Source organism: Streptomyces sp. NBC_00009 (genome assembly GCF_045040855.1).
GTDB classification, from domain to species: Bacteria; Actinomycetota; Actinomycetes; order Streptomycetales; family Streptomycetaceae; genus Streptomyces; species Streptomyces aureus.
On the sequence record NZ_CP108312.1, the window covers coordinates 2,897,162 to 2,922,066 of the forward strand.

24 protein-coding genes are annotated in these 24,905 nt (G+C 70.4%); 7 read left to right on the plus strand and 17 right to left on the minus strand.

Annotated elements, in window-relative coordinates:
* The first annotated feature begins 89 nt into the window (after positions 1–89).
* The 3 genes from OHA58_RS12815 to OHA58_RS12825 all read left to right on the plus strand — a co-directional run bounded on the left by OHA58_RS12815 (position 90) and on the right by OHA58_RS12825 (position 1,459).
* Positions 90–611 (plus strand): MarR family winged helix-turn-helix transcriptional regulator, encoded by a 522-nt coding sequence (locus tag OHA58_RS12815; RefSeq protein ID WP_227296965.1) that lies wholly within the window; start codon positions 90–92, stop codon positions 609–611.
* A 105-nt stretch (positions 612–716) separates the two neighbouring features.
* Positions 717–1,211, plus strand: a complete 495-nt coding sequence (locus OHA58_RS12820) for a sigma factor-like helix-turn-helix DNA-binding protein (protein ID WP_405478817.1) — start codon at positions 717–719, stop codon at positions 1,209–1,211.
* The gene (locus OHA58_RS12825) at positions 1,208–1,459 is read left to right on the plus strand and encodes a hypothetical protein (protein ID WP_405478818.1); all 252 of its coding nucleotides are present in this window, start codon (positions 1,208–1,210) and stop codon (positions 1,457–1,459) included. Before OHA58_RS12820 ends, OHA58_RS12825 begins: the two co-directional genes overlap by 4 nt.
* Before the next feature lie 33 nt (positions 1,460–1,492).
* Here the strand turns inward: OHA58_RS12825 and OHA58_RS12830 are convergent, their stop codons facing one another.
* Positions 1,493–2,665: a cystathionine gamma-synthase gene (locus OHA58_RS12830; RefSeq protein ID WP_405478819.1), complete on the minus strand. Its 1,173-nt coding sequence runs from the start codon at positions 2,663–2,665 to the stop codon at positions 1,493–1,495.
* Between the two features lie 91 nt (positions 2,666–2,756).
* On the opposite strand from OHA58_RS12830, the gene OHA58_RS12835 reads away from it, so the two are divergent.
* Positions 2,757–3,866 carry a hypothetical protein gene (locus OHA58_RS12835; protein WP_405478820.1) on the plus strand — a complete coding sequence of 370 codons (1,110 nt, stop codon included), beginning with the start codon at positions 2,757–2,759 and terminating at the stop codon, positions 3,864–3,866.
* Between the two features lie 62 nt (positions 3,867–3,928).
* On the opposite strand, the gene msrA is transcribed toward OHA58_RS12835, so the two are convergent.
* Positions 3,929–4,441, minus strand: a complete 513-nt coding sequence (gene msrA / locus OHA58_RS12840; RefSeq protein WP_405478821.1) for a peptide-methionine (S)-S-oxide reductase MsrA — start codon at positions 4,439–4,441, stop codon at positions 3,929–3,931.
* Between the two features lie 273 nt (positions 4,442–4,714).
* Here msrA and OHA58_RS12845 point away from each other — a divergent pair, with 273 nt between their 5' ends.
* Positions 4,715–5,152: a hypothetical protein gene (locus tag OHA58_RS12845; RefSeq protein ID WP_405478822.1), complete on the plus strand. Its 438-nt coding sequence runs from the start codon at positions 4,715–4,717 to the stop codon at positions 5,150–5,152.
* A 37-nt stretch (positions 5,153–5,189) separates the two neighbouring features.
* Here the strand turns inward: OHA58_RS12845 and OHA58_RS12850 are convergent, their stop codons facing one another.
* From OHA58_RS12850 to OHA58_RS12865, 4 genes are all read right to left on the minus strand, one after another.
* Complete coding sequence (locus tag OHA58_RS12850; RefSeq protein ID WP_405478823.1) at positions 5,190–6,128, minus strand: hypothetical protein; 939 nt, start codon at positions 6,126–6,128, stop codon at positions 5,190–5,192.
* 161 nt (positions 6,129–6,289) lie between these two features.
* Entirely contained in the window at positions 6,290–6,697 is a 408-nt protein-coding gene (locus tag OHA58_RS12855; RefSeq protein ID WP_405478824.1) for a helix-turn-helix domain-containing protein, read from the minus strand.
* A gap of 82 nt (positions 6,698–6,779) precedes the next feature.
* Positions 6,780–7,136 (minus strand): DUF1330 domain-containing protein, encoded by a 357-nt coding sequence (locus OHA58_RS12860; RefSeq protein WP_405478825.1) that lies wholly within the window; start codon positions 7,134–7,136, stop codon positions 6,780–6,782.
* A gap of 124 nt (positions 7,137–7,260) precedes the next feature.
* A complete protein-coding gene (locus tag OHA58_RS12865; RefSeq protein WP_405484936.1) occupies positions 7,261–8,301 on the minus strand; it encodes an NAD(P)-dependent alcohol dehydrogenase in 1,041 nt (346 codons plus the stop codon).
* 148 nt (positions 8,302–8,449) lie between these two features.
* On the opposite strand from OHA58_RS12865, the gene OHA58_RS12870 reads away from it, so the two are divergent.
* Positions 8,450–9,373: a helix-turn-helix domain-containing protein gene (locus OHA58_RS12870; protein WP_405478826.1), complete on the plus strand. Its 924-nt coding sequence runs from the start codon at positions 8,450–8,452 to the stop codon at positions 9,371–9,373.
* A 202-nt stretch (positions 9,374–9,575) separates the two neighbouring features.
* Here OHA58_RS12870 and OHA58_RS12875 read toward each other — a convergent pair whose 3' ends face one another.
* The 6 genes from OHA58_RS12875 to OHA58_RS12900 form a co-directional block, all read right to left on the minus strand.
* A complete protein-coding gene (locus OHA58_RS12875) occupies positions 9,576–10,346 on the minus strand; it encodes a group II truncated hemoglobin (protein WP_405478827.1) in 771 nt (256 codons plus the stop codon).
* A 145-nt stretch (positions 10,347–10,491) separates the two neighbouring features.
* The gene (locus OHA58_RS12880; protein WP_405478828.1) at positions 10,492–13,794 is read right to left on the minus strand and encodes a S8 family peptidase; all 3,303 of its coding nucleotides are present in this window, start codon (positions 13,792–13,794) and stop codon (positions 10,492–10,494) included.
* Between the two features lie 151 nt (positions 13,795–13,945).
* On the minus strand, positions 13,946–14,632 hold the full coding sequence (locus OHA58_RS12885; protein ID WP_356289540.1) for an ABC transporter ATP-binding protein: 687 nt from the start codon (positions 14,630–14,632) through the stop codon (positions 13,946–13,948).
* 50 nt (positions 14,633–14,682) lie between these two features.
* Positions 14,683–16,140: an ABC transporter permease gene (locus OHA58_RS12890; RefSeq protein WP_405478829.1), complete on the minus strand. Its 1,458-nt coding sequence runs from the start codon at positions 16,138–16,140 to the stop codon at positions 14,683–14,685.
* A gap of 140 nt (positions 16,141–16,280) precedes the next feature.
* On the minus strand, positions 16,281–17,537 hold the full coding sequence (locus OHA58_RS12895) for an Ig-like domain-containing protein (protein WP_405478830.1): 1,257 nt from the start codon (positions 17,535–17,537) through the stop codon (positions 16,281–16,283).
* A 313-nt stretch (positions 17,538–17,850) separates the two neighbouring features.
* Positions 17,851–18,195 carry a hypothetical protein gene (locus OHA58_RS12900; RefSeq protein ID WP_405478831.1) on the minus strand — a complete coding sequence of 115 codons (345 nt, stop codon included), beginning with the start codon at positions 18,193–18,195 and terminating at the stop codon, positions 17,851–17,853.
* A gap of 109 nt (positions 18,196–18,304) precedes the next feature.
* On the opposite strand from OHA58_RS12900, the gene OHA58_RS12905 reads away from it, so the two are divergent.
* Positions 18,305–18,589: a hypothetical protein gene (locus OHA58_RS12905; protein ID WP_405478832.1), complete on the plus strand. Its 285-nt coding sequence runs from the start codon at positions 18,305–18,307 to the stop codon at positions 18,587–18,589.
* Between the two features lie 56 nt (positions 18,590–18,645).
* Here the strand turns inward: OHA58_RS12905 and hutH are convergent, their stop codons facing one another.
* The 5 genes from hutH to OHA58_RS12930 form a co-directional block, all read right to left on the minus strand.
* Positions 18,646–20,184: a histidine ammonia-lyase gene (gene hutH / locus OHA58_RS12910; protein ID WP_405484937.1), complete on the minus strand. Its 1,539-nt coding sequence runs from the start codon at positions 20,182–20,184 to the stop codon at positions 18,646–18,648.
* A gap of 64 nt (positions 20,185–20,248) precedes the next feature.
* Positions 20,249–21,400 (minus strand): diguanylate cyclase domain-containing protein, encoded by a 1,152-nt coding sequence (locus tag OHA58_RS12915; protein ID WP_405478833.1) that lies wholly within the window; start codon positions 21,398–21,400, stop codon positions 20,249–20,251.
* A gap of 65 nt (positions 21,401–21,465) precedes the next feature.
* Complete coding sequence (locus tag OHA58_RS12920; RefSeq protein ID WP_405478834.1) at positions 21,466–22,257, minus strand: enoyl-CoA hydratase/isomerase family protein; 792 nt, start codon at positions 22,255–22,257, stop codon at positions 21,466–21,468.
* 39 nt (positions 22,258–22,296) lie between these two features.
* A complete protein-coding gene (locus tag OHA58_RS12925) occupies positions 22,297–23,409 on the minus strand; it encodes an adenylate/guanylate cyclase domain-containing protein (protein WP_405478835.1) in 1,113 nt (370 codons plus the stop codon).
* A gap of 570 nt (positions 23,410–23,979) precedes the next feature.
* Positions 23,980–24,861, minus strand: a complete 882-nt coding sequence (locus OHA58_RS12930; protein WP_405478836.1) for a biotin--[acetyl-CoA-carboxylase] ligase — start codon at positions 24,859–24,861, stop codon at positions 23,980–23,982.
* Positions 24,862–24,905 lie beyond the last annotated feature (44 nt).

The window sequence follows — 24,905 nt, forward strand, 5'->3', positions numbered from 1 at the left end:
TGGATTGTGCAGCGTCGGTACGGCCCGCCGTCCGGCCGCGTACCCTGTCCCCCAACCCACCACCCCTCGCATGAAGTGAGCCCCCGGCCATGCCCACACCACCGGAAACGATGGACATGACGACCGCCGGCGACACCGGCCTCCTCGAAACCCTGCAGCACCAGGTGGCGGTCTTCGCCCGCCGTGCCGAACAGACCCGGCTCGGCGGGGTCGGGCAGGTGCGCAACTCGATGGACCGAGCCGCGTATCTGCTGCTCAACCGCCTGGACAAGGAAGGCCCGATGGGCGTCAAGGCGCTCGCCGCGAGCATGGGCATCGACTCGTCGACGGTGACGCGTCAGGTCGCGCCGCTCGTCGACACGGGCCTCGTCAAGCGGACGTCCCACCCGGAGGACGGGCGCGCGGTCGTCCTCCAGCTCTCGCCGCGCGGCCTCGCCCGGCTCGACGAGGTACGCACGTCCAGGCGGTCCCTGATGGCCGAGTTGACGCAGGAGTGGACCCCGCAGGAGCGCGAACAGTTCTGTGCGCTCCTCACGCGCTTCAACACCGCGCTGTCCGCGCGGCAGACGGGCCAGCCCGCCCCGTCCGGGGAAGCCGCTCCCGGCTCTTGACCCCGGGCCCGCACCTGCCCTCATATGAGACCGGGCCCCTGTCGCATGCGGCCGGGGCCCGTCCCGTCCGGCGACCGGCCGCCGAGCGGCCCGGCTGGAGGTGCGGTGCGAGAACGGCGCGCGTTCCAGGACGCCCGCCGGGCCCGGGAGTTCGAGGCGTTCGTCGCGGGCGCGGCAGGGCGGCTGCTCCATGCCGCGACCCTGCTCACCACGGAACCGGCCGACGACAACCCGCGCGCGCGGAAACTGCTCACGTCGGCGCTCGCGCAGACCTACGCCTCCTGGGACCGGCTGCGCGGCGAGGACCCCTACGACCGTGCCCGCAAGGAGCTCGCCCTGCGCTTCGCCCGCGCGGCCTGGCACCGGCACCGCGGGTACGGCGGCGTGCTGCGTCACCTGGGCCCGCAGGAGCGGCTGATCCTGGTGCTGCGCCTGTACGAAGGGGTCGGCGAGGAGCAGGTGGCGGCGCTGCTCGGGCTCCCCATGGAGCGCGTGCACGCCATCCACGCGCGCGCCATGGCGCTCGTCCTGCACCCGCCGCGCGGGCCCGCCCCGGCCCCCCTCGGGGACGCGGCGGCCCTGGAGGAGGTGCCGTCATGAACGCACAGGCCCGCAGGGAACGCGAGGTCCGCGCGGTCCTGGAGGCCGCCCAGGGAGCGCTGCCGCCCGAGATCCACGCCGAGGCGGTGCGCCGGGGCGGGCGGATCCTGCGTCGCAGGAGGGTGCTGCGCCGCCTGATGTGGCTGGCGCTGTCCCTGGCGATGACCGCCTTCTTCGTGTGGGCCCTGCTGGCCAGGCCCTGGGTGGAGCCGCCGTCTGGGACGACTCCACCACTCACGGGCTGGTGACCGCGCGCCTCCTTCAGGAGGCCCTGCGCGGGATCAGCCGAGCGCCTGCTGGAGGTCGGCGAGCAGGTCGTCGGCCGACTCGATGCCCACGGAGAGGCGTACGAGGTCGCTGGGCACTTCGAGCGCCGAGCCCGCGACCGAGGCGTGCGTCATGCGTCCCGGGTGCTCGATCAGGGACTCCACACCGCCCAGGGACTCGCCCAGGGTGAACAGCTTCGCCCGGTCGCAGACCGCCACGGCGGCCTCCTCGCCGCCCTCGACCTGGAACGACACCATGCCGCCGAACGCCTTCATCTGCTTGGCCGCGACCTCGTGACCGGGGTGCTCCGGAAGGCCCGGGTACAGAACACGCGTCACGCGCGCGTGCCGGGACAGCATGTCGGCGACCTTCGTCGCGTTCTCGCTGTGCCGGTCCATGCGCACGGGCAGCGTCTTGATGCCGCGCAGCACGAGCCAGGCGTCCATCGGCCCGGCGACGGCGCCCATCGCGTTCTGGTGGTACGCCAGCTCGTCGCCGAGCGCCGGGTCGGCGACGATCAGCGCGCCCCCGACGACGTCCGAGTGACCGCCCATGTACTTGGTCAGGGAGTGCACGACGACGTCCGCGCCGAGCGCCAGCGGCTGCTGGAGGTACGGGCTCGCGAAGGTGTTGTCGACGACGAGCCCCGCCCCCGCCTCCCGCGCGACCTGCGCGACGGCGGCGATGTCGGTGATCCCGAGCAGCGGGTTGGACGGCGTCTCGACCCAGATGACCTTGGTCTTCGGCGTGAGCGCCGCGCGCACGGACGCCGGGTCGCTGGTGTCGGCGACCGACCACTCCACGCCCCACCGCGAGACGACCTTCGCGAACAGACGGAACGTGCCGCCGTACGCGTCGTTCGGGATGACGACGTGATCGCCGGGCGCGAGCAGCGTCCGCAGGAGGCAGTCCTCGGCGGCGAGCCCGGAGGCGAACGCGAGGCCGCGGCGGCCGCCTTCGAGGGCGGCGAGGTTCTCTTCGAGGGCGGTCCGGGTCGGGTTGGCGCTGCGGCTGTACTCGTAGCCGCCGCGCAGCCCGCCCACGCCATCCTGCTTGTACGTGGAGACCTGGTAGATCGGGGGGACCACGGCGCCCGTCAGGGGGTCGGCCGTGTTGCCCGCGTGAATGGCCACGGTCTCGAACCCGTGACCGCCGTGGGCGTGCTGGCTGTTGTGCGTGTCGCTCATGCGGCCAGAGCGTAGTGCGCACACGGGCCGCGCGGCGGCCCTACCGGGCCTGGTTCGCCAATTGTCCGACCCTTCTGGTTCGCTTGTACGCATGGGAATTCTCTGGGTCCTGATGGCAGTGGTCATGTTGGGGGCGGTGCTCGGCCCGTACCTGCTGCGCAGGCGCGGCGGGATACGCCAGGTCGCGCCCGGTTCGCCGGACGCCGCGGACCCGGCGGAGTACGGCTTCATGCGCCAGGAGGACCTGGACGTGCGGCTCCCGGGCCCCGACCAGGACCTGTTGAACGTGATGTCGGTGGTCCAGCGCAACCAGGACTTCACCGCCGCCAAGCAGCTCCTCGCCGGCACGGGCAAGGAGAGCGAGCAGCGCTGGGAGCGCGTGCAGGCGATCGCCGGCGCCGCCGCCCTGGAGCTGGCGCAGACCCCGCGGCTCGGAGCCGGATGGCTCCACGCGTGGCGTGCCCAGGACCCCAAGGACCCGGGCGGGGCACAGGTGTTCGCGGAGTTCCTGGTCCAGCAGGCCTGGCGGAACGCGGGCGGTGAGGCCCAGGCCGACGAGCGGCGGATCATCCTGGAGGAGGCCAGGTCGGCCTGCGAGGACGCGGCGCTCCTGGCCCCCGGCGACCCGGTCCCCCACATCACGCATCTCGCCGTGGCCCGCGGTCTCGGGTACTCCCAGCACGACTTCGAGCAGCTCTGGCTCAAGATCCTCGACACGGCGCCGGGCCACATGGGCGCCCACCTCGCGGGCCTGCGGTACTGGTGCGAGAAGTGGCACGGCTCGCGCGAGCTCGCCTTCGCCTTCGCCGAGGCCGCCGCCGCGCGCGCCCCGCGCGGCTCGCTCCTCGCCGCGCTCCCCCTCTTCGCGGTCTACGAGCACCTGCCCGACGTCAATCTGGTGCGCAGCTTCTACCGGAGCGAGGTCGTCACCAAGTCGATCCACGGCGCGCTCTTCGCCGTCCAGGCCGCCCGCCCGGACGACCCGATGCTCGCCCACGTCCGCCACCTCCTGGTGTTCTTCCTGGTCCGCTGCGAGCGCTGGGCCGAGGCGATGGAGCAGCTGCTCCACGTCGACGGCCACGTCGGCGCGCTCCCCTGGACGACGGGCTCGGACCCTGCGGCGGACTACGCGGTGTTCCGGGCGCTGGCGGTCGCGGGCTACGAGGCGAACGGCGGGAGCCCGGCGACGCTGCGCCACTAGCGCCTGCCGGTCGAACCGGGCGGGAATGCCGCGTAGATCTCGGCCGGGCCCGAGCCTCGCCGTCAGCCCTCCGTGCGGGCGGGCAGACGCCATCCCGGGCGCGGGAAGTGGCAGGTGTAGCCGTCCGGGTATCGCTGCAGGTAGTCCTGGTGCTCGGGCTCGGCCTGCCAGAAGGGGCCGACCGGCTCCACCTCGGTGACGGCCTTGCCGGGCCACAGTCCGGAGGCGTCCACATCCGCGATGGTGTCCTCGGCGATCCGCTTCTGCTCGTCGTCCACGTAGTAGATCGCCGAGCGGTAGCTGAGCCCGATGTCGTTGCCCTGGCGGTTCTTGGTGCTCGGGTCGTGGATCTGGAAGAAGAACTCCAGGATCGCGCGGAAGTCGGTCTTCTCGGGGTCGAAAAGGATCTCGATGGCCTCGGCGTGCGTGCCGTGGTTTCGGTACGTCGCGTTCGGTACGTCTCCGCCCGTGTATCCGACCCGGGTCGCCGTCACGCCCGGAAGCCGGCGGATCAGCTCCTCCATCCCCCAGAAACACCCGCCGGCCAGCACGGCCTTCTGCGTCTGCGCAGCCATTACGGCCCTCCAATATCTGTCACTCCGGTCATTCGGGCGGACTCCCGGCTCACACACCACCGCATCCCACGCCCACTGCCCTCAACGCACGAGGGTCCCAGCCGATTCCGCGCCCGTCGGGCCCTCCCTGCGATCGCGCTGCGAGGTGACGGCTGCGAAGCCGCAGAACAACGCCGCCGAGCAGGTGTCACCTGTCAGCCGTTAGGTGATCGCTTCCGGTCAAGGTTCTCCTGAGCCGCATGACAGCACCTCCCGGTTGCCACGATTTGCCTCATGGCGACTTCGGGGGCAAAGAGCGGGCGATTCGGCGGACTGGACCAGTGGTGGGGCGTCCTGGCCGGCGCTCTTCTGATCGCAGCATGGATCAACTCCACCGCTGGTCCGGCGGTCATCATCAGGCTCGTGCGCACCGTGTGGGACGTGGCACAGGTCGTCGCGGCCTGTGTGGGCGCCGTCTGGGGTTGGATCGTGCAGCGGCGGGCGCACCGCAGGGACCTGCTGGACCCGCCCGGTCCCGGGCGGGCGCGTGCCGCGCGGCGTGCTTCCGTCCGGCGCTCCACCGGTCTGGCCGTCCTCGGCCGTGGCCTCGTGGTGATCGCGGCTCCTGTCATGCCGGCGTTCGCCGCGTTCTGCGTGGGCTGGAGCGTCGCCGCGCTCACCGTCCGCGAGTATCCGACCGAGGCCGGCGCGCGGCGGGCGATGCAGGGGTAGGCGGGGTGGCGCTCGCCGCATCGGCGGGCGTGCGGGGTCAGGTGTGGCCGCCCGAGGCGCGCAGTGCCGTCGCGTGGTGGCGCAGGGGTTCGATCTCCTCGGTGGCGCGCTCCAGTTCCGTCAGCCAGGTCCGTATCCGGGTGTCGTCCGCGGCGTACTTCAGGCACTCGCCGAGCGCCGTGGTCAGGACCTTGAGCTTGTTCTCGTAGACCGTGATGTAGTCGTCCATCGCCGTGCGGGCGGGGTGGACCGTGGAGTTGAAGAGCACGCCGACGCTCTCGCCGCCGGACGGGGCCAGTTCGCGCACGCGGTCGGCCATCCGGGACAGGCGTTCCCTGATCTCGTCGGGGCTTTCCCAGGCCGGAGGCCCGTAGGCCAGCACCCGGACGGATTCCCATGCCGCGCTTGCCCGGCCCTTCTTCGTCCTGCCGCAGTCGAGGGACAGGCTCACCCCGTAGAAGTCCCTGCCCCGCTCCGCCTCCGTCGCCACCAGGGACACGGCGAATCTGTCCACGGTGCCCGCGGGGATCAGCTGACTGACGGAGTGGCGGTAACTCCCTTCCCTGAGCGGGAAGTTGACGGCGTACGCGGCGCTCGGACCCATGCTTCGCTGCTGCGCCGGCAGGGGTGCGGTGATCGTCGCCCCGGGCAGGACGAGGACGACCGGCGGCTCGATCGGTGGGACGTGGAGCAGGCCCTGCACGTCCACCTGCACGCGTCGCACGATGCCGTCCAGGTCGCCGTCGTTGCGCACGGCGATGTCCAGGACCGGGCGCTGGGGGACCAGTTCGCCCAGTACACGCACGTCCGCGTCCGGCTCCGCGAGCACCGCCTCGGCGTCCTTCACCGTGACGTCGACGAAGCTGATCGCCCCGTCCTGCTTCCGCCGCGCCCGCAGCGTCGCCCACGCCGCGATGACCGCGCCGACGGCCGCCGCCACGATTCCCCCGACGGCCCCCATGACCGCAACCAGCATCGCGCTCCCCGCCCCCGCTCCCCGTCCCGCCCGAACGTCATGAACCCCTGCGTCCGGCAGCCGTCACACAGCCGCTCTCGCAGCGTAGGTGCGACCACTGACAACGGGCTGTGCTCACGGTGTCCGGAACGATGTCCGGAACGATGTCGGGAACGGTGTTCTCACGCCGCGAGGCGTACCTCGCCCTGGCGCGGGGGCACCCGGCGGACGGCAGGCCGTGAGGCCGGAGTGGCGAGGCGGAGCAGTTCGGACTGACCGAGGGCCAGGACGTCGGCGAGGCCGAGGCCCAGGGCGTGGGCGGCGGCCGCCAGGACCTCCGACGACGCCTCCTTGAGGCCGCGCTCGATCTCGGAGAGGTACGGCAGGGAGATTCGGGCGGCGTCGGCGACGTCCTTCAGCGTGCGTTCCTGGGCGAGGCGCTCACGGCGCAGGACGTCCCCCACGATGTCGCGCCAGAGCGGCTCCTTGGACGGGGGCCCGGCAGGCTCCGCCGGGGCGGGGCGCGGGTCCGCGCGCAGGTCCGGGCGCAGGGGGATGACGCGGGCGTGGTTCGACGCGTGGCTGCTCACGGGCTCAGCGTAGGAGCGGCGCACGCAGTGCGGCCCACCGTTCTGCCCCCGGCATAACGGTGGGCGTCACACCCGGCCCGCGTCACACGCGCCCCCGCGCCACCTCGGCCCGCATCCGCGCAGCCGTACTCGACGGGTCGTAGCCCTCCGGAACCCCCTCCACGAAGATCACCTCGCCGTCCAGGTTCCGTGTCCGCAGCGGGATGAGCTCCTGGTAGGCGTCGGAGTCGTACCAGCCGTGGGCCGCGGCCTTGTCAGGGAACGAGATGACGACGACGCCCCCCGGCCACGACCCCTCGATGTCCTCCAACTGGGCGCCGTGCACGAGGAAGCGGCCGCCGAACGGGTCGAGGGTCGACTGGATGCGCTCCATGTAGTCGAAGACCTCTTCGTTCGGCACGGTGGTGTTGCGCAGAGCGGCGATGGCGTAGGCGGTCATGAGGTCCTCCCCGGCAGGATCGGTTCGATGACTCGATCCTGCCGGGGGACGGACGGGCCGTCGATTACGCCTCAGGTAATGCCCCGGGTGATGCCCTGGGTAATGCGACGGGCAACGGCGAGCGTCAGATCGTCGCCGTGTCGATCACGAAGCGGTACCGCACGTCGCTCGCGAGCACGCGCTCGTACGCCTCGTTGATCTGGCTCGCCTCGATCAGCTCGATCTCGGCGCCGAGGCCGTGCTCGGCGCAGAAGTCGAGCATCTCCTGGGTCTCCTGGATGCCGCCGATGCCGGAGCCGGAGAGGGACTTGCGGCCCGCGATCACGGAGAACAGGTTGAGGGAGATGGGCTCCTCGGGGGCGCCCACGTTCACCAGGGCGCCGTCCGTCTTCAGGAGCGAGAGGAACGCGCCGAAGTCGAGCGGGGCGGAGACCGTCGACAGGATGATGTCGAAGGTACCGGCCAGCTCCTCGAAGGTCTTCGGGTCGCTGGTCGCGTAGTAGTGGTCGGCGCCCAGCTTGAGGCCGTCCTCCTGCTTGCGCAGGGACTGCGACAGGACGGTCACCTCGGCGCCGAGCGCGTGCGCGATCTTGACGCCCATGTGGCCGAGGCCGCCCATGCCGAGGACGGCGACCTTCTTGCCGGGGCCCGCGTTCCAGTGCTTGAGCGGGGAGTACGTGGTGATGCCCGCGCACAGCAGCGGTGCGGCCTCGTCGAGGGCGAGGCCCTCGGGGATGCCGACGGTGTAGTTCTCGTCGACGACGATGTGGGTGGAGTAGCCGCCGTAGGTGGGCTCGCCGTTCTTGTCGAGGGCGTTGTACGTGCCGACGTTGCCCTTGGCGCAGTACTGCTCCAGGCCCGCCTTGCAGTTGTCGCACTCGCGGCAGGAGTCGACCATGCAGCCGACGCCGACGCGGTCGCCGACGGCGAACTTCGTCACGCCGGAGCCGACCTCGGTGACGATGCCGGCGATCTCGTGGCCGGGCACCATCGGGAAGATGCCCTCGCCCCAGCCGTCGCGGGCCTGGTGAATGTCGGAGTGGCAGATGCCGGCGAACTTGATGTCGATCAGGACGTCGAACTCACCGACCGGGCGGCGCGGAATGGTGGTCCGCTCCAGCGGGGCCTTGGCGGAGGGTGCGGCGTAGGCGCTGACGGTGGTGATCTCTGTGGTCATGCGTCCAGCCTGCCCCAGCCGGAGGCGTATGCCGAGCTCACGGCCTTGCCCCGCTTTGCGTACGCCCACTGGTCCTACTACTGGCGGGGTCAGGAACACCTTCGTACGACTGTGGCTGCCCGGCGATACTGGAGACATGGACGATGACGGGACCCGCGCCGCCCCGGCCGCCGGCGAGCCGCTGGACCGGCGTGCCGAGCTGAGCGAGTTCCTGCGCACCCGGCGGGCCCGGCTGAAGCCACAGGACGTGGGGCTGCCGGACTTCGGCAGGCACCGGCGCGTGCCGGGCCTGCGCCGCGAGGAGCTGGCGCAGCTGGCCGGCGTGTCGGTGGCGTACTACACGCGCCTGGAGCAGGGCAACGGGCGGAACGTGTCGGCGGAGGTGCTCGACGCGATCGCGCGCGCCCTGCGCCTCACGGACGCGGAGCACGCGCATCTGACGCATCTGGCCAAGCCGAAGCAGCACAAGAAGAAGCGGGCCTCGCGCGGGCAGCAGCAGGTGCGGGTCGCGCTGAGTCAGCTCCTGGACACGCTGGACGGCGTCCCGGCGTACATCGGCGGGCCGCGCTCGGAGATCCTCGCGTGGAACCGGATGGCGGCGGCGCTGTTCGGTGACTGGGGCGAGCTGCCGCCGCGCGAGCGGAACTGGGCGCGGCTCGTCTTCCTGTCCCCCGCCTACCGCGACCTGTTCGTGGAGTGGGACTCCAAGGCCTCGGACATGGTCAGCTATCTGCGGCTGTACGCGGGCTGCCACCCGGACGACCCGGAGCTGTCGGCGCTCGTCGGTGAACTCTCCGTCAAGAGTGAGGAGTTCAGGCGGCTGTGGGCGACACACGACGTCCGGGAGAAGAGCCACGGCGTGAAGCGGATGCGGCATCCGCTCGTCGGTGATCTCTCGCTCGCATACGAGACGCTGCACCTGCCGGACGACGAGGAGCAGTTCCTGGTCATGTACCACGCGGAGCCGGGCTCCCCGTCGGCCGATGCGCTGCGCCTCCTCGCGAGCTGGGGCACGGACGCGGTCCGGGCGGGCCAGGGACAGAGCCGCACCCAGGACTGAGCTAGGGCCTCTCGTTTGGATCAGGCCGGATCAGGGAGCGGGGTCATGGGGGTCCCCCCTGCTCGAGCGAAGCCGAGAGCTTGGGGGAGCGTGCAGCTGCAAGGCGGAGGATTGAGGCGACGCGGAGCGTCGGTGATTGACGACAACGCCGCAGATGCGCGTGCCAGACCCCGCGAGCCCGGCCTGATCCAAACGAGAGGCCCTAGGGCTGGTAGGGCGGCGCCGCCCCCCAGTTCCACAGCGGTACGGGCTGTTCTGCGGGCCGGGCCGCGTCGGGTCCGGAGAAGTACACGGCGAGCCGGGTGCCCCACTCGACGTAGGCGCTGAACGCCGAGCGGAACTCGGCGTCGGACGGCAGGCCCGCCTCGTCCGCCGCGTCCTGGATCAGATTGACCCAGCGGCGGCGCTGCGGCTCCGTGATGTGCTTGCCGACGTGCTTGGCGACCATGTGGCTGTGGCCGCCCTGCTGTTCGGAGTAGGTGGCGGGGCCGCCGAAGACCTCGCCGATCCACAGGGCGACGTGCCCGGCGTGCTCGGGCGGGAGGTCCGCGAACAGGGGGCCGAGGAGGTCGTCCTTGAGGACCTTGGCGTAGAAGACGTCGGTGAGCCGCGCGAAGGCGTCGGCGCCGCCGGCCCAGTCGTACAGGCTCGGGACGGACGCGCCGGTGCCGCGCACCGATGTGGGCTTGTAGTGGCGCATCTCGTCGATGTTCCCGACGTACGGCCTGATCTCGGCGAGGAAGTCCTGGAAGAGGTCGGACTTGCGGAAGCCCTCGATGTGGTCCTCGGTCGAGGTCCAGGTGATGCGCAGGATGAAGTGCTCGAAGTCCTCCTCGCAGCGCGCCAGTTCGTAGTCGACGCACTGGGGCGCCGCGGCGAGCCGGTCGGCGGCGCGCGTGTAGGCCGCGAGGAACTCGGCGGACTGAGCCTCGGGGATCCGGTAGCGGATGTACTCGACTGTCTGCGTCGTCATGGCAGTCATCACAACACGGGTGGCCCGCCCCGGCCATGAGGTCGGGACGGGCCACCTGGGCTGTCAGCGCTGGGCGTAACGGGCCATGGCCGTCACTACGCCTGCGCGCGTAGCGCGCCTACGCCACGCGCCGCGCCCACCGCGGCTACTTGCCGTAGTACGCGTTGTAGATCGAGATCGTCGACTTGTTGCCCTTCTTGTCGGCGATCTTGGCGTGGAAGGAGACGGCCTTGCCCTTGGCCGGGTTCTTCACACTGACCTTGCCGTTCTTGACGTCCAGCCTCTTCCACGTCTGGCCGTAGTCGTAGGAGACGTACACGGCCAGCGACTTGAGGTTGCTGCCCGCGGCCGCGCCCTGGACGGTGACGGGGACCGACTGGGTCTTGTCGGCGGGGGCGGTGCTGTCGAGGCCGACGGCCGCGTTGAAGCGGGCCGTGGACAGCGGCAGCCTGGTCGACTCGGCCGACGAGGCCGGCTTCTTCGAGTGGAACGTCCAGCTGGCGTCGACGCGGGTGGAGGCCGCGGCGATCTTGACGCTGCGCCTGATGGACGTCGACAGCTTGTACTCGGCGTCGCCGGAGGTGACCTTGAAGGGCTTCTCGCCCACCAGCGGGTCGTCGTTCTCGCCGACCTTGGTGCTGCCCTTGTAGAGGGTGGTCTTCACGGAGAGGTACTGCGAGTAGCCGGCGTGGGTCTTGCCGTCGGCGTACATCGGCAGGTTGCCGTAGATCTCGTTGCCGTCGCGGTAGACGCCGTAGTCGCCGCCGATGCGGGGGCCGAAGACGCCCGTGTTGAACGTCTTCTCGTACGCCTTGCCGCCCTGGAACGACTGGGGAGTGCCCAGCGTGTAGGAGGCCTCCTCGGTCGGGAAGCCGTCGCTGTCCTCGGGGCCGTTCTGCGAGAACTCCAGACCCCACTTCACCTTGTCGGCGGTGGACAGGTGCAGGGTGCGGGTGCCGGGGAGCTTCTGGTCGATGGCGACGGACCAGCCGCCGGAGCTGACGGGCAGCATGCCGAGCGCGCCCACGGAGCCGGTCTTGTCCTTGGCCGCCCCGCCGAGCCCGACCTTCACCGTGGCCAGGTCGCTCGCCTTGTAGTTCTTGGTGTAGCCGGTGGCGAGCTTCTTGACGGTGCCGCCTGCGACGGTGTCGTACTCGGTGTCGGTGCCCTTCGCCCACACACCGGTCCACTGCTGCTGGAGCTTGATGCCGGTCGGCTCCGGGCCGAGGCCGGCGGTGCGGAAGTTGGTGTACGAGTCCAGGAGCCAGCCGTAGCTGGACGAGGAGTCGGCGGTGTCGACCGTGAACTCCGGCGCGGCCAGGACGCCCTTGGCGGCGGCGTCGGGGACGGTCACGGACACGGGCTTGGTGGTACGGGCGTCGAGCGTGACCGTCGTGTTCCGGGTGACGTCCAGCTTCGGCTGCACCAGCCAGTCCGCGCCCTTGGAGAAGTCCTCGGGGTCGGCCACCAGGTACTCGTTCAGGATGTAACTGCCCTTGGGAACACGGACCTTGACGGTGCCCGAGTTCGGGTCGTAGGCGCCGAAGAACGCGTCCGTGCCGATGCCGGCCAGGGAGGTCTCGTAGCCCTGGGCGTCCTTGCCGTCGCGCCCGATGTGCTTGAGCGTCACGTCGTACGACTCGACCTCGCGCTGCACGGCGGCCGCGGTGCGCACGGACTGGCCGCCGCCCGTCGCCACGACGTACGCGGAGTACGCGCCGTCGACCGTGCCGCCGAGCTTCGTGTTCGCGGTCAGGTCCACGGAGGCGGTGCCGCCCGCGGGGACGGTCACCTTCGTCGCACCGAGCGTGAAGAAGCCGGCCGGGGCGGCCTGGCCCTTCGGGTTGGTGCCGGTGGCCGTCAGGTCGAGGGTGACGTCCTTGTCGCCGGTGTTCCTGTACGTCACCTTCTTGGTGATCGCGGCATCGTCGGTGTGCGGCCACTGCGCGACGCCGAAGCTCACCGAGACGGGCTCGGCGAACACGGTCTGCTTGATGGCCTTGTCGACCTGGATGCGGCCCGAACCCTGCTCGAACGGCGTGTACTTGCCGCCCTTGGTGGAGCCGGTGAGGGCGCCCTTGAGCTCGGTGGACTTCCAGTCCGGATGTTCCTGCTTGAGGATCGCGGCGGCGCCCGCGACGTGCGGGGTCGCCATCGACGTACCGGAGATCGTGAGGTAACCGGCGGGGTTCTCGCCGACCTCCTTGTCGATGACGCTGCCCGGGGCGGCGGCGGCCGTGATGTCGACGCCGGGGGCGGTGACGTCCGGCTTGACGGCGCCGTCGCCGATGCGCGGGCCGCGGCTGGAGAAGTCGGCCAGCTTGTCGTTGCCGTCGACCGCGCCGACGGTCAGGGCGGCGTCCGCGCTGCCCGGGGAGCCGACGGTCGAGTCGCCGAACTCGCCTTCGTTGCCCGCCGCGATGGCGAAGAGGATGCCCTTCTCGGCGGACAGCTTGTTGACCTCGGCCTCGAGCGGGTCGATCTCGGGGGTGTCGCCGCCGCCGAGGCTGAGGTTGACGACGTCGGCGCCCTGGTCGGCCGCCCACTCCATGCCGGCGAGGATGCCGGAGTCGTCGCCGTAGCCGTCGTCGCTGAGGACCTTGCCGTTGAGCAGCTTGGCGCCAGGGGCTACGCCCTTGAACTTGCCGCCGGACTTGGCTCCCGTACCGGCGGCGATGGACGCGACGTGCGTGCCGTGGCCGAAACGGTCCACCGCGTCGGCGGAGGTGGAGAAGTTCTTCTCGCCGACGACCTGGCCCTTGAGGTCGGGGTGGGTCGCGTCGACGCCCGTGTCCAGGACGGCGATCTTGACGCCCTTGCCGTCGTAGCCGGCCGCCCACGCCGTGGGGGCGCCGATCTGCGGGACCGACTTGTCGAGGCTGGCTTTGCGCACGCCGTCGAGCCAGATGCGGCTGACGCCGGAGGCGGTGGAGCCCTGGGAGGTCGTGACGGCGTCCCAGAGGCGGGTGGCGTCCTGCTTGGGCGTCGTGACGGCGTCCGCGTTCAGGGACTTGAGGGTCCTGCGGACCGTCGTGTCACCCGCGTCGCGCACGTCGGCACGGGCGGCGGTCGCGGTGCCCTTGTAGCCGACGATCACCTTGAGGCCGTGCTTCTGGGCCTTGCGGTTGGCCGACTTGGAGAGCTCGGTGACGTCGAAGAGCCGCTGGTCGAGCTTGCCGCTCGCGACCAGGCGCTGCGCGTCGGCCGGCACCACGAGGGTGTGGCCGCCGACGGTGCGCGTCTGCGCGGGGATGTGCTCACGGCCCTTGGCGTGCTGGTAGCCGACCGGCTTCCCCTTCGCGTCGAGGGTGACGCGGTCGCCGGTGATGAGCGTGATGTGCTGCTTGGGCGCGGCCTTCGCGGCCTCGCCGGGGTGTGCCGCAGGGGCGGCGGCCACGGCCGGGGCGGTCAGACCCGCGGTGAGGACGACGGCCGCCGCGGCGGCCACAGTCGTGGCGCTCAGTCTCTTTGAGGTTATTCGTGCCTGTCTGTGCAACTTTCCCCCTGGTGACGGTAGTTCACCGGCGGGAGACCCGAGTGGCCCCCCTGCAGAGAGATGATGCAGGGGGGTCACCGGTTGTGCACTGAAGTGATTGAAATCAGACAGCTTTTGAGTTTTCGGTGATGGTGATCCGGCCCTTGCGGATGGTGGCGAGCCGCGGCGCCCTGCGGGCGATCGACGAGTCGTGGGTGACCATGATGAAGGTCAGCCCGTGCTCCTTCCACATGGTCTCGAGCACGTCCATGATCTCGTCGCGCATGGACTCGTCGAGGTTGCCGGTGGGCTCGTCGGCGAGCAGCACCTTGGGGTTCTTGACGAGGGCGCGGGCGATGGCGACGCGCTGCTGCTGGCCGCCGGACATCTCCCCGGGCAGATGGCCGAGCCGTTCGCCGAGGCCGACCGAGTTCAGGGCCTGCGCGGCGCGTTCGCGTCGGTCGGCGGCCTTGAGGCCGAGCGGCACGAGGGCCGTCTCGACGTTCTCCTGGGCGTTCAGCGTCGGGATCAGGTTGAAGCTCTGGAACACGAACCCGATGGACTCGGCGCGGAACTTGGTGAGCCGCGCCTCCGGGAGCTTCGCCAGGTCGACGCCGTCGAGCTCGATGCTGCCCGCGGTCGGCCGGTCGAGCCCGCCGAGCATCTGGAGGAGGGTGGACTTGCCGCCGCCGGTGGGGCCCTGGATGACGAGCCGGTCGCCGTCGCCGATGGTCAGGTCCACCCCGGCGAGCGCGTCGACGGTGTCCTTGCCGCGCCGGTACTGCTTGGTGACGCCTCTCAGCTGATACATGGTGCAACTCCTGCGGTACGTAGAGGTGTTCGGGAGGCCGCGCGGTGCGGCTACTCGACGCGGCGCAGGGCGTCGGCCGGGCGCAGCCGGGAGGCGCGCCAGCCGCCGAAGGCGCCGGCGATCAGGCCTCCGGCGACGGCGAGGCCGACGGCGAGCGTGATGGTGGTGGCGCTGACGGGCGCGCTGAGGGCGATGTCGAGGGTCTTGCCGGCGCTCTGGCGCATACCGGGGCCGGTCATGGCCATGCCGCCGCCCCTGGCGCCGCCGCCCGCGCCGGAGCCGAGTTCGGCGGTGAGGGTGGGGCTGATCGCGGTGACGGCGTAGGCGCCCGCGAGGCCGACGGCTATGCCGAGGGCGCCGCCGACGAGCCCGTTGACGACGGCCTCGCCGACGACCTGGCGGGTGACGCGTCCGGACTTCCAGCCGAGCGCCTTGAGCGTGCCGAACTCCCGTACGCGGCGGGAGACCGCCGAGGAGGTGAGCAGCCCCGCGACGAGGAACGCGGCGACGAGCACGGCGATGGAGAGCCACTTGCCGACGTTCGCCGCGAGGTCGGATGCGGTGGACAGGGAGCCGGAGACGGTGTCGGCGAGGTCGGCCGAAGTGGTCACCGTCGTCCCGGAGATGTTCTTCTGGATGGTGGCCTTGACCGCGGAGATCTGCTGCGAGTCGGTCGCCTTCACATAGACCGTGGTGATCTTGTTCTTGGCGCCGGCGAGGGTCTGCGCCTGCTTCAGCGGCACGTACAGATTGGCGGCCGCGTCACCGCTGTCGGGCGTAGCGATGCCGATGAGCTTGTACTTGACGCCCTTGATCTTGACCGTGTCGCCGAGGGCGAGCTTCTTCTCCTTGGCGTACGACGTGTCGGCGACGGCGACCTTGGCGTCGGCCTCGGACGCCTTGAACGTACGGCCCTTGGTGACCTTGGAGGAGGTGAGCGGACCGAGGCCCTGCTTGGCCACGTCGGTGCCGTACACGCTGTAGGAGTTGACGTCGAAGGAGGCGCCGCCGCCCTCGACCTGGCCCTGCGGCTGGCCGCCGGAGCCGCCCGGACCGCTCTGGCGGGTGGTGCCGCCGCTCTGGTCCTGCTTGAACTGGCCGCGCTTGAACTCGCCGCTGACCTTCATCACCTGGAGGCTGAGGCCGCCCACGGCGTCGGCGACGCCCTTCTGGCCGGCGACCTTGGTGACGGTCGACGAGGCGAGGGTCTGGAAGCCCTGCACCATGACGCGGTCGCTGCTCTGCTCCTCGCCGTCGTCCTTGGCGCCGAACTCGAACCGCGGCCGCCCGGTCTCCCCGCTCTTGGGCGCTTCGGCGGCCTTGGTGACGGTCATGTCGGTGCCGAGGCCGTACAGGGACTGGAGGACCTTGTCCTGGGCCTGGTTCATGCCGGAGGACACGGAGTTGACCACGATGACCAGCGCGATGCCGAGCGCGAGCCCGGAGGCGACGACGAGGGCCGCCTTTCTGCGGCGGCGCAGTTCGCGCCTCAGGTAGGTGAAGAACATGCCGTGAAGCTAGGGACACACCGTGATGATCGGATAAGCCCGGGATAAGAGACCGATGAGAACTCTCCGGAAACGCCCGAAGGCCCGCACCCCGTCGCCGGGGTGCGGGCCTTCCGCGAGGACTGTCGGGCCGAGGACCGTCAGACGGCCGAACCGGCCTTCCACTGCGCCCAGTCCAGGTTCCAGCCATTTAGGCCGTTGTCCGGCTGGATGGTCTTGTCGCCGGTGTTCTTCACGACGACGACGTCACCGACCATGGAGTTGTCGTAGAACCAGGCGCCCGGGGTGCTCGGGTCGTCGGCACCCTTGGCGTCGGACAGGCCGACGCAGCCGTGGCTCGTGTTGGCGCCACCGAAGATCGACTTGGCGCCCCAGTAGTTGCCGTGGATGAAGGTGCCGGAGTTCGACAGACGCATCGCGTGCGGCACGTCCTTGATGTCGTACTCGCCCTTGCCGTCGGTGCCCTTGAAGCCGACCGTCGAGCCGTCCATGCGGGTCTCCTTGAACTTCTCGGAGATCACCATCTGGCCCTGGTACGTCTTGTTCTCCGGCGAGCCCGCGGAGATCGGGATGGTCTTGACGACCTTGCCGTCCCGCGTGACCGTCATGGTCTTGGTCTCCGCGTCGACGGTGGAGACCTGGTTGCGGCCGACCTTGAAGGTGACCGTCTTCTGCTGCACGCCGTAGACGCCGTTCGCACCCTCGACGCCGTCGAGGTTCAGCTTCAGCGTGACCGTGGAGCCGCCCGTCCAGTAGTCCTGGGGGCGCAGGTCGAGGCGCTGGTTGCCGAACCAGTGGCCGACGACCTCCTGGCCGCTGCTGGAGTTGACGGTGATGCCCTTCTGGACATCGGCCTTGTTCGTGATCGCCTTGTCGAAGTTGATCGAGACCGGCATGCCGACGCCGACGGTGGAGCCGTCCTCGGGCGTGAAGTTGCCGATGAAACTGTTGGCCTGCGAGACCGTGGTGAACGAGGCGTTCTCGTGGGCCGCGCGGCCGCTGGAGTCCTTGGCCTCGGCGGCGATCTTGTAGACGGTGGCGCGCTGGAGCTGGCCTGCGGGCTTCCAGCTCTTCTTGTCAGCGGATATCTGCCCCTGGACCGCCGCGCCCTCGGCGGTCGTCATCGTCACGTTCGTGAGCGAACCCTTGCTCACGGTGACGGCGGCGGCGTTGTTGATGCCGGCGTTGTCGGAGCCGTCCTTCGGCGCGATCTTGATCAGCGCCTCCGACGTCTTCTTGGCGGCGGCCTCGTCGACCTGGGCCTGCGGCGAATTCTTGCCGCCGCCCTCGGCACCGCTCGCCGCGCTGCCGCCTCCGCTGCACGCGGAGAGCACCAGCACTCCTCCGACCAGAGCGGACGCGGCCATCAGGCCCTTGCGCCGCTTACTGTCCGTCATCACACGCATCCTCCATCGTCGCCAATTCCCCCAACAACCCGGAAGGCCCTGCAGGCCCCGATCCCCGCAAGGCGGAGATCCCCAATAGCCCATGTAACGCCATGACCGGTTCGTCCCGTTCCTTTTCCGTCCCCGATGTGGGGGATGACACGTCGGAACTCCCGTGACCAGGCATGCACCAGTGGTAACGGAACCCTGCTGGTACCCCCTGTGGGACGAGGAAACCCCGGTCGGCGGTTGCCACCCGGGGTCCCGAGTCCGCGCGGTCCGACCTGGCCCCGCTCCCTGATCCGCCCGATCCGAACGAAAGGCCCTAGTCGTCCGCGTCGAGAGCGTCGCCTGAGTCGTCATCATCCACGTCGAGGTCCCATTCGGGCGAATCGGGATCGTAGTCGACCTGTTCGCTGGACCAGGAGGCCTGCACGAGCTCCGCCCCGGGCACCTCGCTGACCAGGTCGAACGGGTCGACGAGATAGGCGAGTGCCTCCGCCTCGTCCTCGTTGACGGCGGCCTCGGCATGGACCCGCTCGTCGGCCACCATGTCGTCGTCCTCGGCGATGCGCTGCAACGCGGCCCCCGTGATGGCGGCGGAGTCCTCGATCTCCAGGACCAATTCCACGCGGAGCCGAACAAATCGTGATGTCTCAGAGGTGCTCATACGACGGAGCGTATGCCTCACCCCACCCGTGACTTTCCTGTGACCCGCACCTTTCACTAACATCGCCTCACACGGCCAATTCGCCAGCTCCACAAGGGGGATCGATTCCGTGTCCGTCGCACGACGATCGCTGCTCACCGCCACTGCCGCCGGGACACTCCTGGCTGCTCTGTGGTTCGTTCCGTCCGCCACCGCGACGCCCGAGAAGACAGCGGAGGCAGATCAGCAGCAGACCGCGACAGCGGTACACGCGCGGTCCGAGGACCAACTGCGCCTGGCCGACACGGGAACGGTCGACACGACGCCGTACGTGATCGGCGGCTCGGCGTTCCTCGGGATCGGCGCGGGCTTCCTGACGTACTCGGCCAGGAAGAGCCGCGAGTCGGCCTTCTGAGCAACGAAGGGCGGGCCGCACCCCGAGGGTGCGGCCCGCCCGTGTTTCCGTAACCGCTAGGCCAGCGGCCCCGTGACGGGCTCCACGGCAGTGACGAGGTGCCCGCCGCGCACGAAGGCGTCGGCGGCCGCGAGGTCGGGTGCGAGGAACCGGTCGGGGCCGGGACCCTGAACTCCCGCGGCCCGTACGGCATCGATCACGGCGCGCGAGGCGGGACCGGGCGTGAGGCCCTCCCGCAGCTCGATGCCGCGCGTGGCCGCGTACAGCTCGACGGCGACGATCCGCGTCAGGTTGTCGATCGCGGTACGCAGCTTGCGGGCGGCGGACCAGCCCATGGACACGTGGTCCTCCTGCATGGCGGAGGACGGGATGGAGTCCGCGGAGGCAGGCACGGCGAGCCGCTTCATCTCGCTGACCAGGGCGGCCTGCGTGTACTGGGCGATCATCAGGCCGGAGTCGACGCCCGCGTCGTCGGCGAGGAACGGCGGCAGACCGTGGGACCGGTTCTTGTCGAGCAGGCGGTCGGTGCGCCGCTCGGCGATGGACCCGAGGTCGGCGGCGGCGATGGCGAGGAAGTCGAGCACGTAAGCCACGGGCGCGCCATGGAAGTTGCCGTTCGACTCCACACGCCCGTCCGGCAGCACGACGGGGTTGTCCACGGCGGACGCCAGCTCGCGCTCGGCGACGAGCCGCGCGTGGGCCATGGTGTCCCGCCCGGCCCCGGCGACCTGCGGGGCGCAGCGCACGGAGTACGCGTCCTGCACGCGCGGCGCGTCGTCCTGGTGGTGCCCGGTGAGCTCCGAACCCTTCAGCACGGCCAGCATGTTGGCGGCGCTGGCGCCCTGGCCGGGGTGCGGCCGGATGGCGTGCAGCTCGGGCGCGAGGACCTTCTCGGTGCCGAGGAGCGCCTCGAGCGACAAGGCGGCAGTGATGTCGGCGGACTTGTACAGGTTCTCGAGATCGGCGAGCGCCATGACGAGCATGCCCAGCATGCCGTCGGTGCCGTTCAGAAGGGCGAGGCCCTCCTTCTCGCGCAGCTCGACGGGCGCGATGCCGTGGGCGGCGAGCAGCTCGCCGGCGGGCGCGACGACACCGTCGGGCCCCTCGGCGTCGCCTTCGCCCATCAGCGTCAGGGCGCAGTGGCTGAGCGGCGCGAGGTCGCCGGAGCACCCGAGGGACCCGTACTCGTGCACGACGGGCGTGATCCCGGCGTTGAGCACGTCGGCCATGGTCTGCGCGACCTCGGGCCGCACACCGGTGCGCCCGGAGCAGACGGTCTTCAGCCGCAGGAACATGAGCGCGCGCACGACTTCCCGCTCGACGCGCGGTCCCATTCCCGCCGCATGCGAGCGGACGATGTTCCGCTGCAGCTGAGCCCGCAGCTCCTGGCTGATGTGCCGGGTGGCGAGCGCGCCGAACCCGGTGGAGACCCCGTACACGGGCTCGGGCTTCGCGGCCAGCGCGTCCACGATCGCGCGGGCCGAGGCAAGGGCGGCCACCGCCTCTTCGGAGAGCTCGATCCGGGCATTCGCCCGCGCCACGGCGACGACATCTGCCGCGCTGACGCCGGACGTCCCCACCACCACAGTGTGCATATCCATATTCAGGAGCGTACGAGGTGAAGAGCCCAATGTCACGACCGAGTTCGGGATGGGCCCCTTACGCCCCCGTGTCCCGTCCCCGGAGCCGGCGCCGCTCACTGTCGCCGGCGGCGGGCGGCGGCGAGTCGGCAAGGCGCACGACGGGATCGTCGGGCCCATCCCTCCCGGCGACAACGGGTTTCACGGCCCGCAGCGCCTTGGCCCGGTACTGGGCGGCATCGGCGAGCCGGAAGAGCCGCCGCGCACTGAGCACCTCGCCGATCGGGTCACCGGTAGAAGCGATCCCACAGGCAACCCCGTCCCCCAGCTCCAACTCGGAGGCCCGCAAACACAGTTCCTCGCCCGCCCGCACCACGTCATCGGCGCCGGGCCCCACCGTCACAAGACAGAACTCGTCACCCCCCAGCCGCGCGGCCAGCGTCCCCGGCAACATCGCGCCGCACAACGAGAGAACGGACCCGAACCGCTCCAGCAACCGGTCCCCGACCGCGTGCCCCAACGAGTCGTTGACGCGCTTGAGCCCGTTCAGATCACAAACGACAAGAGAAACCACATCGCCCCCGACGTGATGCCTCTCGATGGCCTCATCAAGGCGCATGTCGACGGCACGCCGGTTCGCGAGCCCGGTCAGGGCGTCGGTGAAGGCGAGCCGCCGCGCCTCCTCGAGCCGCTCGGTCTGAGCGATGCCCGCGGCGGCAACAGCCGCAAGCACGGTGGCGAAGGCGGCATCCTGCGTGCCGAAGACCTCGTCGCCCTCGGGCCGGGCGACGTACAACTCGCCCCAGGCGCGCCCATGGAGCACGATCGGCGCGACGACACAGCAACCGCGTCCGCGCCGGCGCAGGGCGGCGACGCGCTGATGGCAGTAGCCGCCGCCTTCCACGGTCCCGGCGGCGGTCTCGACCCAGGCGCGCGGAGCACCCCCGCCCACCCACTGCTCGTGCAGGAACTCGGTGATCTCGGGGAACTGGTGAACGGGATAGGCCTCGTCCTCGGGGAACTCGACTTCCCCCTCGGCGCGCTCCCCCACGTTCACCAGGACGCGCAGCCGCCCGCGCTCCCGCTCCCACACGGACAGAGCCGCGAAGGTGCCGGACAGGGCGCGACAGGCCCCGAGGGCGGCGGCCCGCCAGGACTCACGCGGAGACTGCGCCGCGGCCATCCCCTGCGCCATCGCGACCACGGCCCGCAACCGGACTTCCTCTCCCATAGGCCAAGATTAGGAAAGAAAAACCCAATTCGATACATTCAAGACCCATACGAGGCCAGGAATAGTCATTCACCGGGCCACTGAGGCGCCCGCTTCTCATTGAAGGCGGCGACGCCCTCGGCCCGATCGCCGGAGAAGGCGACGGACCGCCAGGCGGCGTCCTCGACCTCGAGCCCGGCGCGCAGATCGAGCCCGTATCCCACCCTCAGCGCACGCTTGGCGGCCCGAAGCCCCACAGGCGAATTGGCGGCAATGCGACCGGCGAGCTCAAGCGCAGCCTCACGGTCATCACCCACCCCCACCACCTGATCGACAAGCCCCATCTCCAGGGCCTCCCGGGCCTCCACACGCCGCGCGGAGAAGATCAGCTCAGCAGCTCTCGCAGCCCCCACACGCCGGGGCAGCAGCTGCGTACCGCCGCCACCGGGAATCACCCCCACAGACACTTCGGGCAGCCCCACGACGGCGGTCTCGTCGGCCACGATGAGATCGCAGGCGAGAGCAAGCTCGAACCCGCCGCCGAGGGCGAACCCGTGCACAGCGGCGATGACAGGCATAGGAAGCTCAAGCACGCCCCCGTAGGCCCCCCGAGTCACAGGCCGCTGCCGAAGAAGCTCGGCATCGGAAAAGGAGTTCCGCTCCTTCAGATCGGCCCCGACACAAAAAGCACGAGAGGCGGAAGAAGAAACAACAACAACCCTCGCGCCACCATCGCCCGCAAGCGAGGCACAAGCCTCCCCGACACTCACGGCCATGGCACTGGACACGGCGTTCATGGCCTTGGGCCGATCGAGAACGAGCTCGGCGACAAAGCCGTGCCGCCGCACCTCGACGAACTCTCCGAACCGCTCGCTCACAGACCCTCCCGGTTAACGACAGTTAACAACGGCAGAATCCTAGAGCGGCCGCCGTGTCAGAAGCCAGGGCTCGACGACACCGAGCCCACGCACGGGCCGCTGCCACATGGGCTGAAGGGCAAAGCGGTACGAGGGCGCGTCCTCGCCCTCCTTCTCGGCAAGGGCGGCAGCCTCGGCCTCGGAAGCGGGCGCCTCACCGGCCCGCTGCAGCTCCTCGGCAAACGCGCCGTCGACGAGCACGGCATCCCGGGGAGCTATCGACGTGAGCCGGCTGGCGAGATTCACGGTCGTCCCGAAGACATCGCCCATCCGGGTCGTGACGGTCCCGAAGGCCATGCCGACGCGCACCTCGGGCATGGTCTCGTCATTGGCCATGGTCTCGATGAGCCGCAGGGCGATCTCGGCCGCGGTCCCCGAGTCATCGGCGGCGTACAGCACCTCGTCACCCAGGGTCTTGATCAACCGCCCGCCGTTGGCGGCAACAAGATCGGCAGCAGTCGTCTCAAAAGCCTCGACAAGCTCGCCGAGCTCCTCTTCCTCCATACGCCGGGTGAGCCGCGTGAACCCGACAAGATCGGCAAACCCAACAGCCAGCCGCCGATCGACCATCTCCTCGTCATCGGCGGCCTGCACCACACGCCCGGTGGCCGCGGCCAGCTGCCGCCGCCACACATAGACCAGAAACTCCTCCAGCTCGGGCAGGAGCAGCTCCATCAGGGGATACGTGACTTCGGTACGGGTCATCCCGGGCTCGGGAGGCTCAGTAAGCCCCTCCAAGAAGGAATCGATCTGCCACTCGGCAAGCCGGGCGGTGGTCTGCCCCGTGGACCGGGCGACCTGCACGGCCATGGCCTCGCTGAGCAGCCCGGCCTCGACCAGACCGGCAAGCCGCCGCAGGGCGAGCACATCGGCCTCGGTCAGCGCCCTGGCCTGCCCGATGTCGGCAAACCCCATGGCCCGCCAGAACCGGGAGGCGAGCTCCATGGAAACACCGGCGCTGCGCGCGGCCTGGAAAGGCGTGTACCGCCGCTCCGCGCCAAGAATGAGCTGCTCGAGACGGAGGGCAAGCGGATCCTCACCGCCGGCACCTTCCTCGACAGACCCGATGTCGGTTGGGGTGCCCGCGCCGGAGCCCGAGTCGTCGACGGTCACGCCTGCTGCCCTTCCGATCTGCCACGGTCATGTATCGACCGGCCTCAACTTTACGGCAGGTGTGCCGCAGCTCACTCCCACAGCACACACGAGTCCCGAACCCCCAGCCAAGTACAAACCGAAACGAAAACCCCACCAACGATCAGCCACGTACGAAACAACGTCCGGCGACGGGGAAGGGCCGGCCCCACCGAACGACCGGCCGCGCACGAGACGCGGCCCGGAAGGCAGCGAGCCCCACCGGCGATCAGCCGCGTACGAGACAGGAGGGGACGCGGGGGCATGTGCGCGCGCAGCCACCAGCACCACGTACAGGCAATTAACTAGCTGACGGCAGCCCATAGAACAGCGAGCACGTACATGCCCCCGCGGCCCCGCACCCGAAAACGAACCTGAGCAGCCCGCACCGAGCCCGCACCCGAAAACGAACCCGAGCAGCCCGCACCGAGCCCGCACCCGAAAGCGAACCGAGCGAAACGGCGGCGCATCCGAAAGACACGCCGGCGCAACGAACGACGGCGCACCGGAAAACGAACCCCAGCGCTACCCCCGGCCCGCACCGGAACCCCGTCAGCCCCCCGCCCGCAGATGAACGATGTCCCCCGCCCCCACAGGCTGCTGCACACCGTCCTCAGAGGCGATGACAAGCCGCCCGTCCCCGTCCACGGCAACCGCCTCCCCCACAAGCTCCAGCCCCCCAGGAAGCTCGGCCCGTACATTCCGCCCGAGTGTCGCGCACCCCGCCGCATAGGTCTCCTGAAGCCGCGACACCGCAGGATCCCCACCCGCGGCCCGCCACTCGACGAACCGCTCCTCCAGCGACCGGAGAACGGCCCGCAGCAGCGGATCCCGGTCAGTGGAAGCGGCCCCGGCCAGGACAAGCGACCCGGCCCCCGGCACAGGCAGCTCGTCGGCGCGCAGCGAAACGTTGAGCCCGATCCCGACGACCACACCGTCCCCGGCGCGCTCGGCGAGGATGCCCCCGGCCTTGCGCTCCTCGCCACCCACATTCACCAGCAGGTCGTTGGGCCACTTGAGGGCGGTGTCGACGCCGGCGGCCCGCGCGAGGCCCGTGGCGACGGCCACCCCGGTGAGCAGGGGCAGCCACCCCCACCGCTCCACGGGCACTTCGGCGCCGGGCTTGAGGAAGACGGAGAAGAAGAGCCCGGACCGCGCAGGAGCGGTCCACTGCCGGTCGAGCCGCCCGCGCCCGGCGCTCTGCGACTCGGCGACGAGGACGGCCCCTTCCTCGGCCTTGCCGCTCAAGGCGAGGGCAACGAGATCGGAGTTGGTGGACCCGGTGGCGGGAACAACGTCGACGGAGGACCAAAGCCCTCCGCGTACGAGGGCGCGCCGCAGGGCGGCGGCGTTCAGCGGCGGCCGGTCCAGGTCCGACCACTGCTGACCGTCGTTCGCGTCGGAAGGATCGTCTGAAGCATTTCGGGGCGTCATGCAACCCACCCTAGGTGTGGTAAACGCCGCACTGCCGAACGGTA

Excerpts from the sequence above, each read along its gene's own strand:
- OHA58_RS12815 (WP_227296965.1), top strand. The coding sequence starts at position 90 with ATGCCCACACCACCGGAAACGATGGACATGACGACCGCCGGCGACACC.
- OHA58_RS12825 (WP_405478818.1), top strand. The coding sequence starts at position 1,208 with ATGAACGCACAGGCCCGCAGGGAACGCGAGGTCCGCGCGGTCCTGGAG.
- OHA58_RS12830 (WP_405478819.1), bottom strand. The coding sequence starts at position 2,665 with ATGAGCGACACGCACAACAGCCAGCACGCCCACGGCGGTCACGGGTTC.
- OHA58_RS12835 (WP_405478820.1), top strand. The coding sequence starts at position 2,757 with ATGGGAATTCTCTGGGTCCTGATGGCAGTGGTCATGTTGGGGGCGGTG.
- msrA (WP_405478821.1), bottom strand. The coding sequence starts at position 4,441 with ATGGCTGCGCAGACGCAGAAGGCCGTGCTGGCCGGCGGGTGTTTCTGG.
- OHA58_RS12845 (WP_405478822.1), top strand. The coding sequence starts at position 4,715 with ATGGCGACTTCGGGGGCAAAGAGCGGGCGATTCGGCGGACTGGACCAG.
- OHA58_RS12850 (WP_405478823.1), bottom strand. The coding sequence starts at position 6,128 with ATGCTGGTTGCGGTCATGGGGGCCGTCGGGGGAATCGTGGCGGCGGCC.
- OHA58_RS12860 (WP_405478825.1), bottom strand. The coding sequence starts at position 7,136 with ATGACCGCCTACGCCATCGCCGCTCTGCGCAACACCACCGTGCCGAAC.
- OHA58_RS12870 (WP_405478826.1), top strand. The coding sequence starts at position 8,450 with ATGGACGATGACGGGACCCGCGCCGCCCCGGCCGCCGGCGAGCCGCTG.
- OHA58_RS12875 (WP_405478827.1), bottom strand. The coding sequence starts at position 10,346 with ATGACGACGCAGACAGTCGAGTACATCCGCTACCGGATCCCCGAGGCT.
- OHA58_RS12885 (WP_356289540.1), bottom strand. The coding sequence starts at position 14,632 with ATGTATCAGCTGAGAGGCGTCACCAAGCAGTACCGGCGCGGCAAGGAC.
- OHA58_RS12890 (WP_405478829.1), bottom strand. The coding sequence starts at position 16,140 with ATGTTCTTCACCTACCTGAGGCGCGAACTGCGCCGCCGCAGAAAGGCG.
- OHA58_RS12895 (WP_405478830.1), bottom strand. The coding sequence starts at position 17,537 with ATGACGGACAGTAAGCGGCGCAAGGGCCTGATGGCCGCGTCCGCTCTG.
- OHA58_RS12900 (WP_405478831.1), bottom strand. The coding sequence starts at position 18,195 with ATGAGCACCTCTGAGACATCACGATTTGTTCGGCTCCGCGTGGAATTG.
- hutH (WP_405484937.1), bottom strand. The coding sequence starts at position 20,184 with ATGCACACTGTGGTGGTGGGGACGTCCGGCGTCAGCGCGGCAGATGTC.
- OHA58_RS12915 (WP_405478833.1), bottom strand. The coding sequence starts at position 21,400 with ATGGGAGAGGAAGTCCGGTTGCGGGCCGTGGTCGCGATGGCGCAGGGG.
- OHA58_RS12930 (WP_405478836.1), bottom strand. The coding sequence starts at position 24,861 with ATGACGCCCCGAAATGCTTCAGACGATCCTTCCGACGCGAACGACGGT.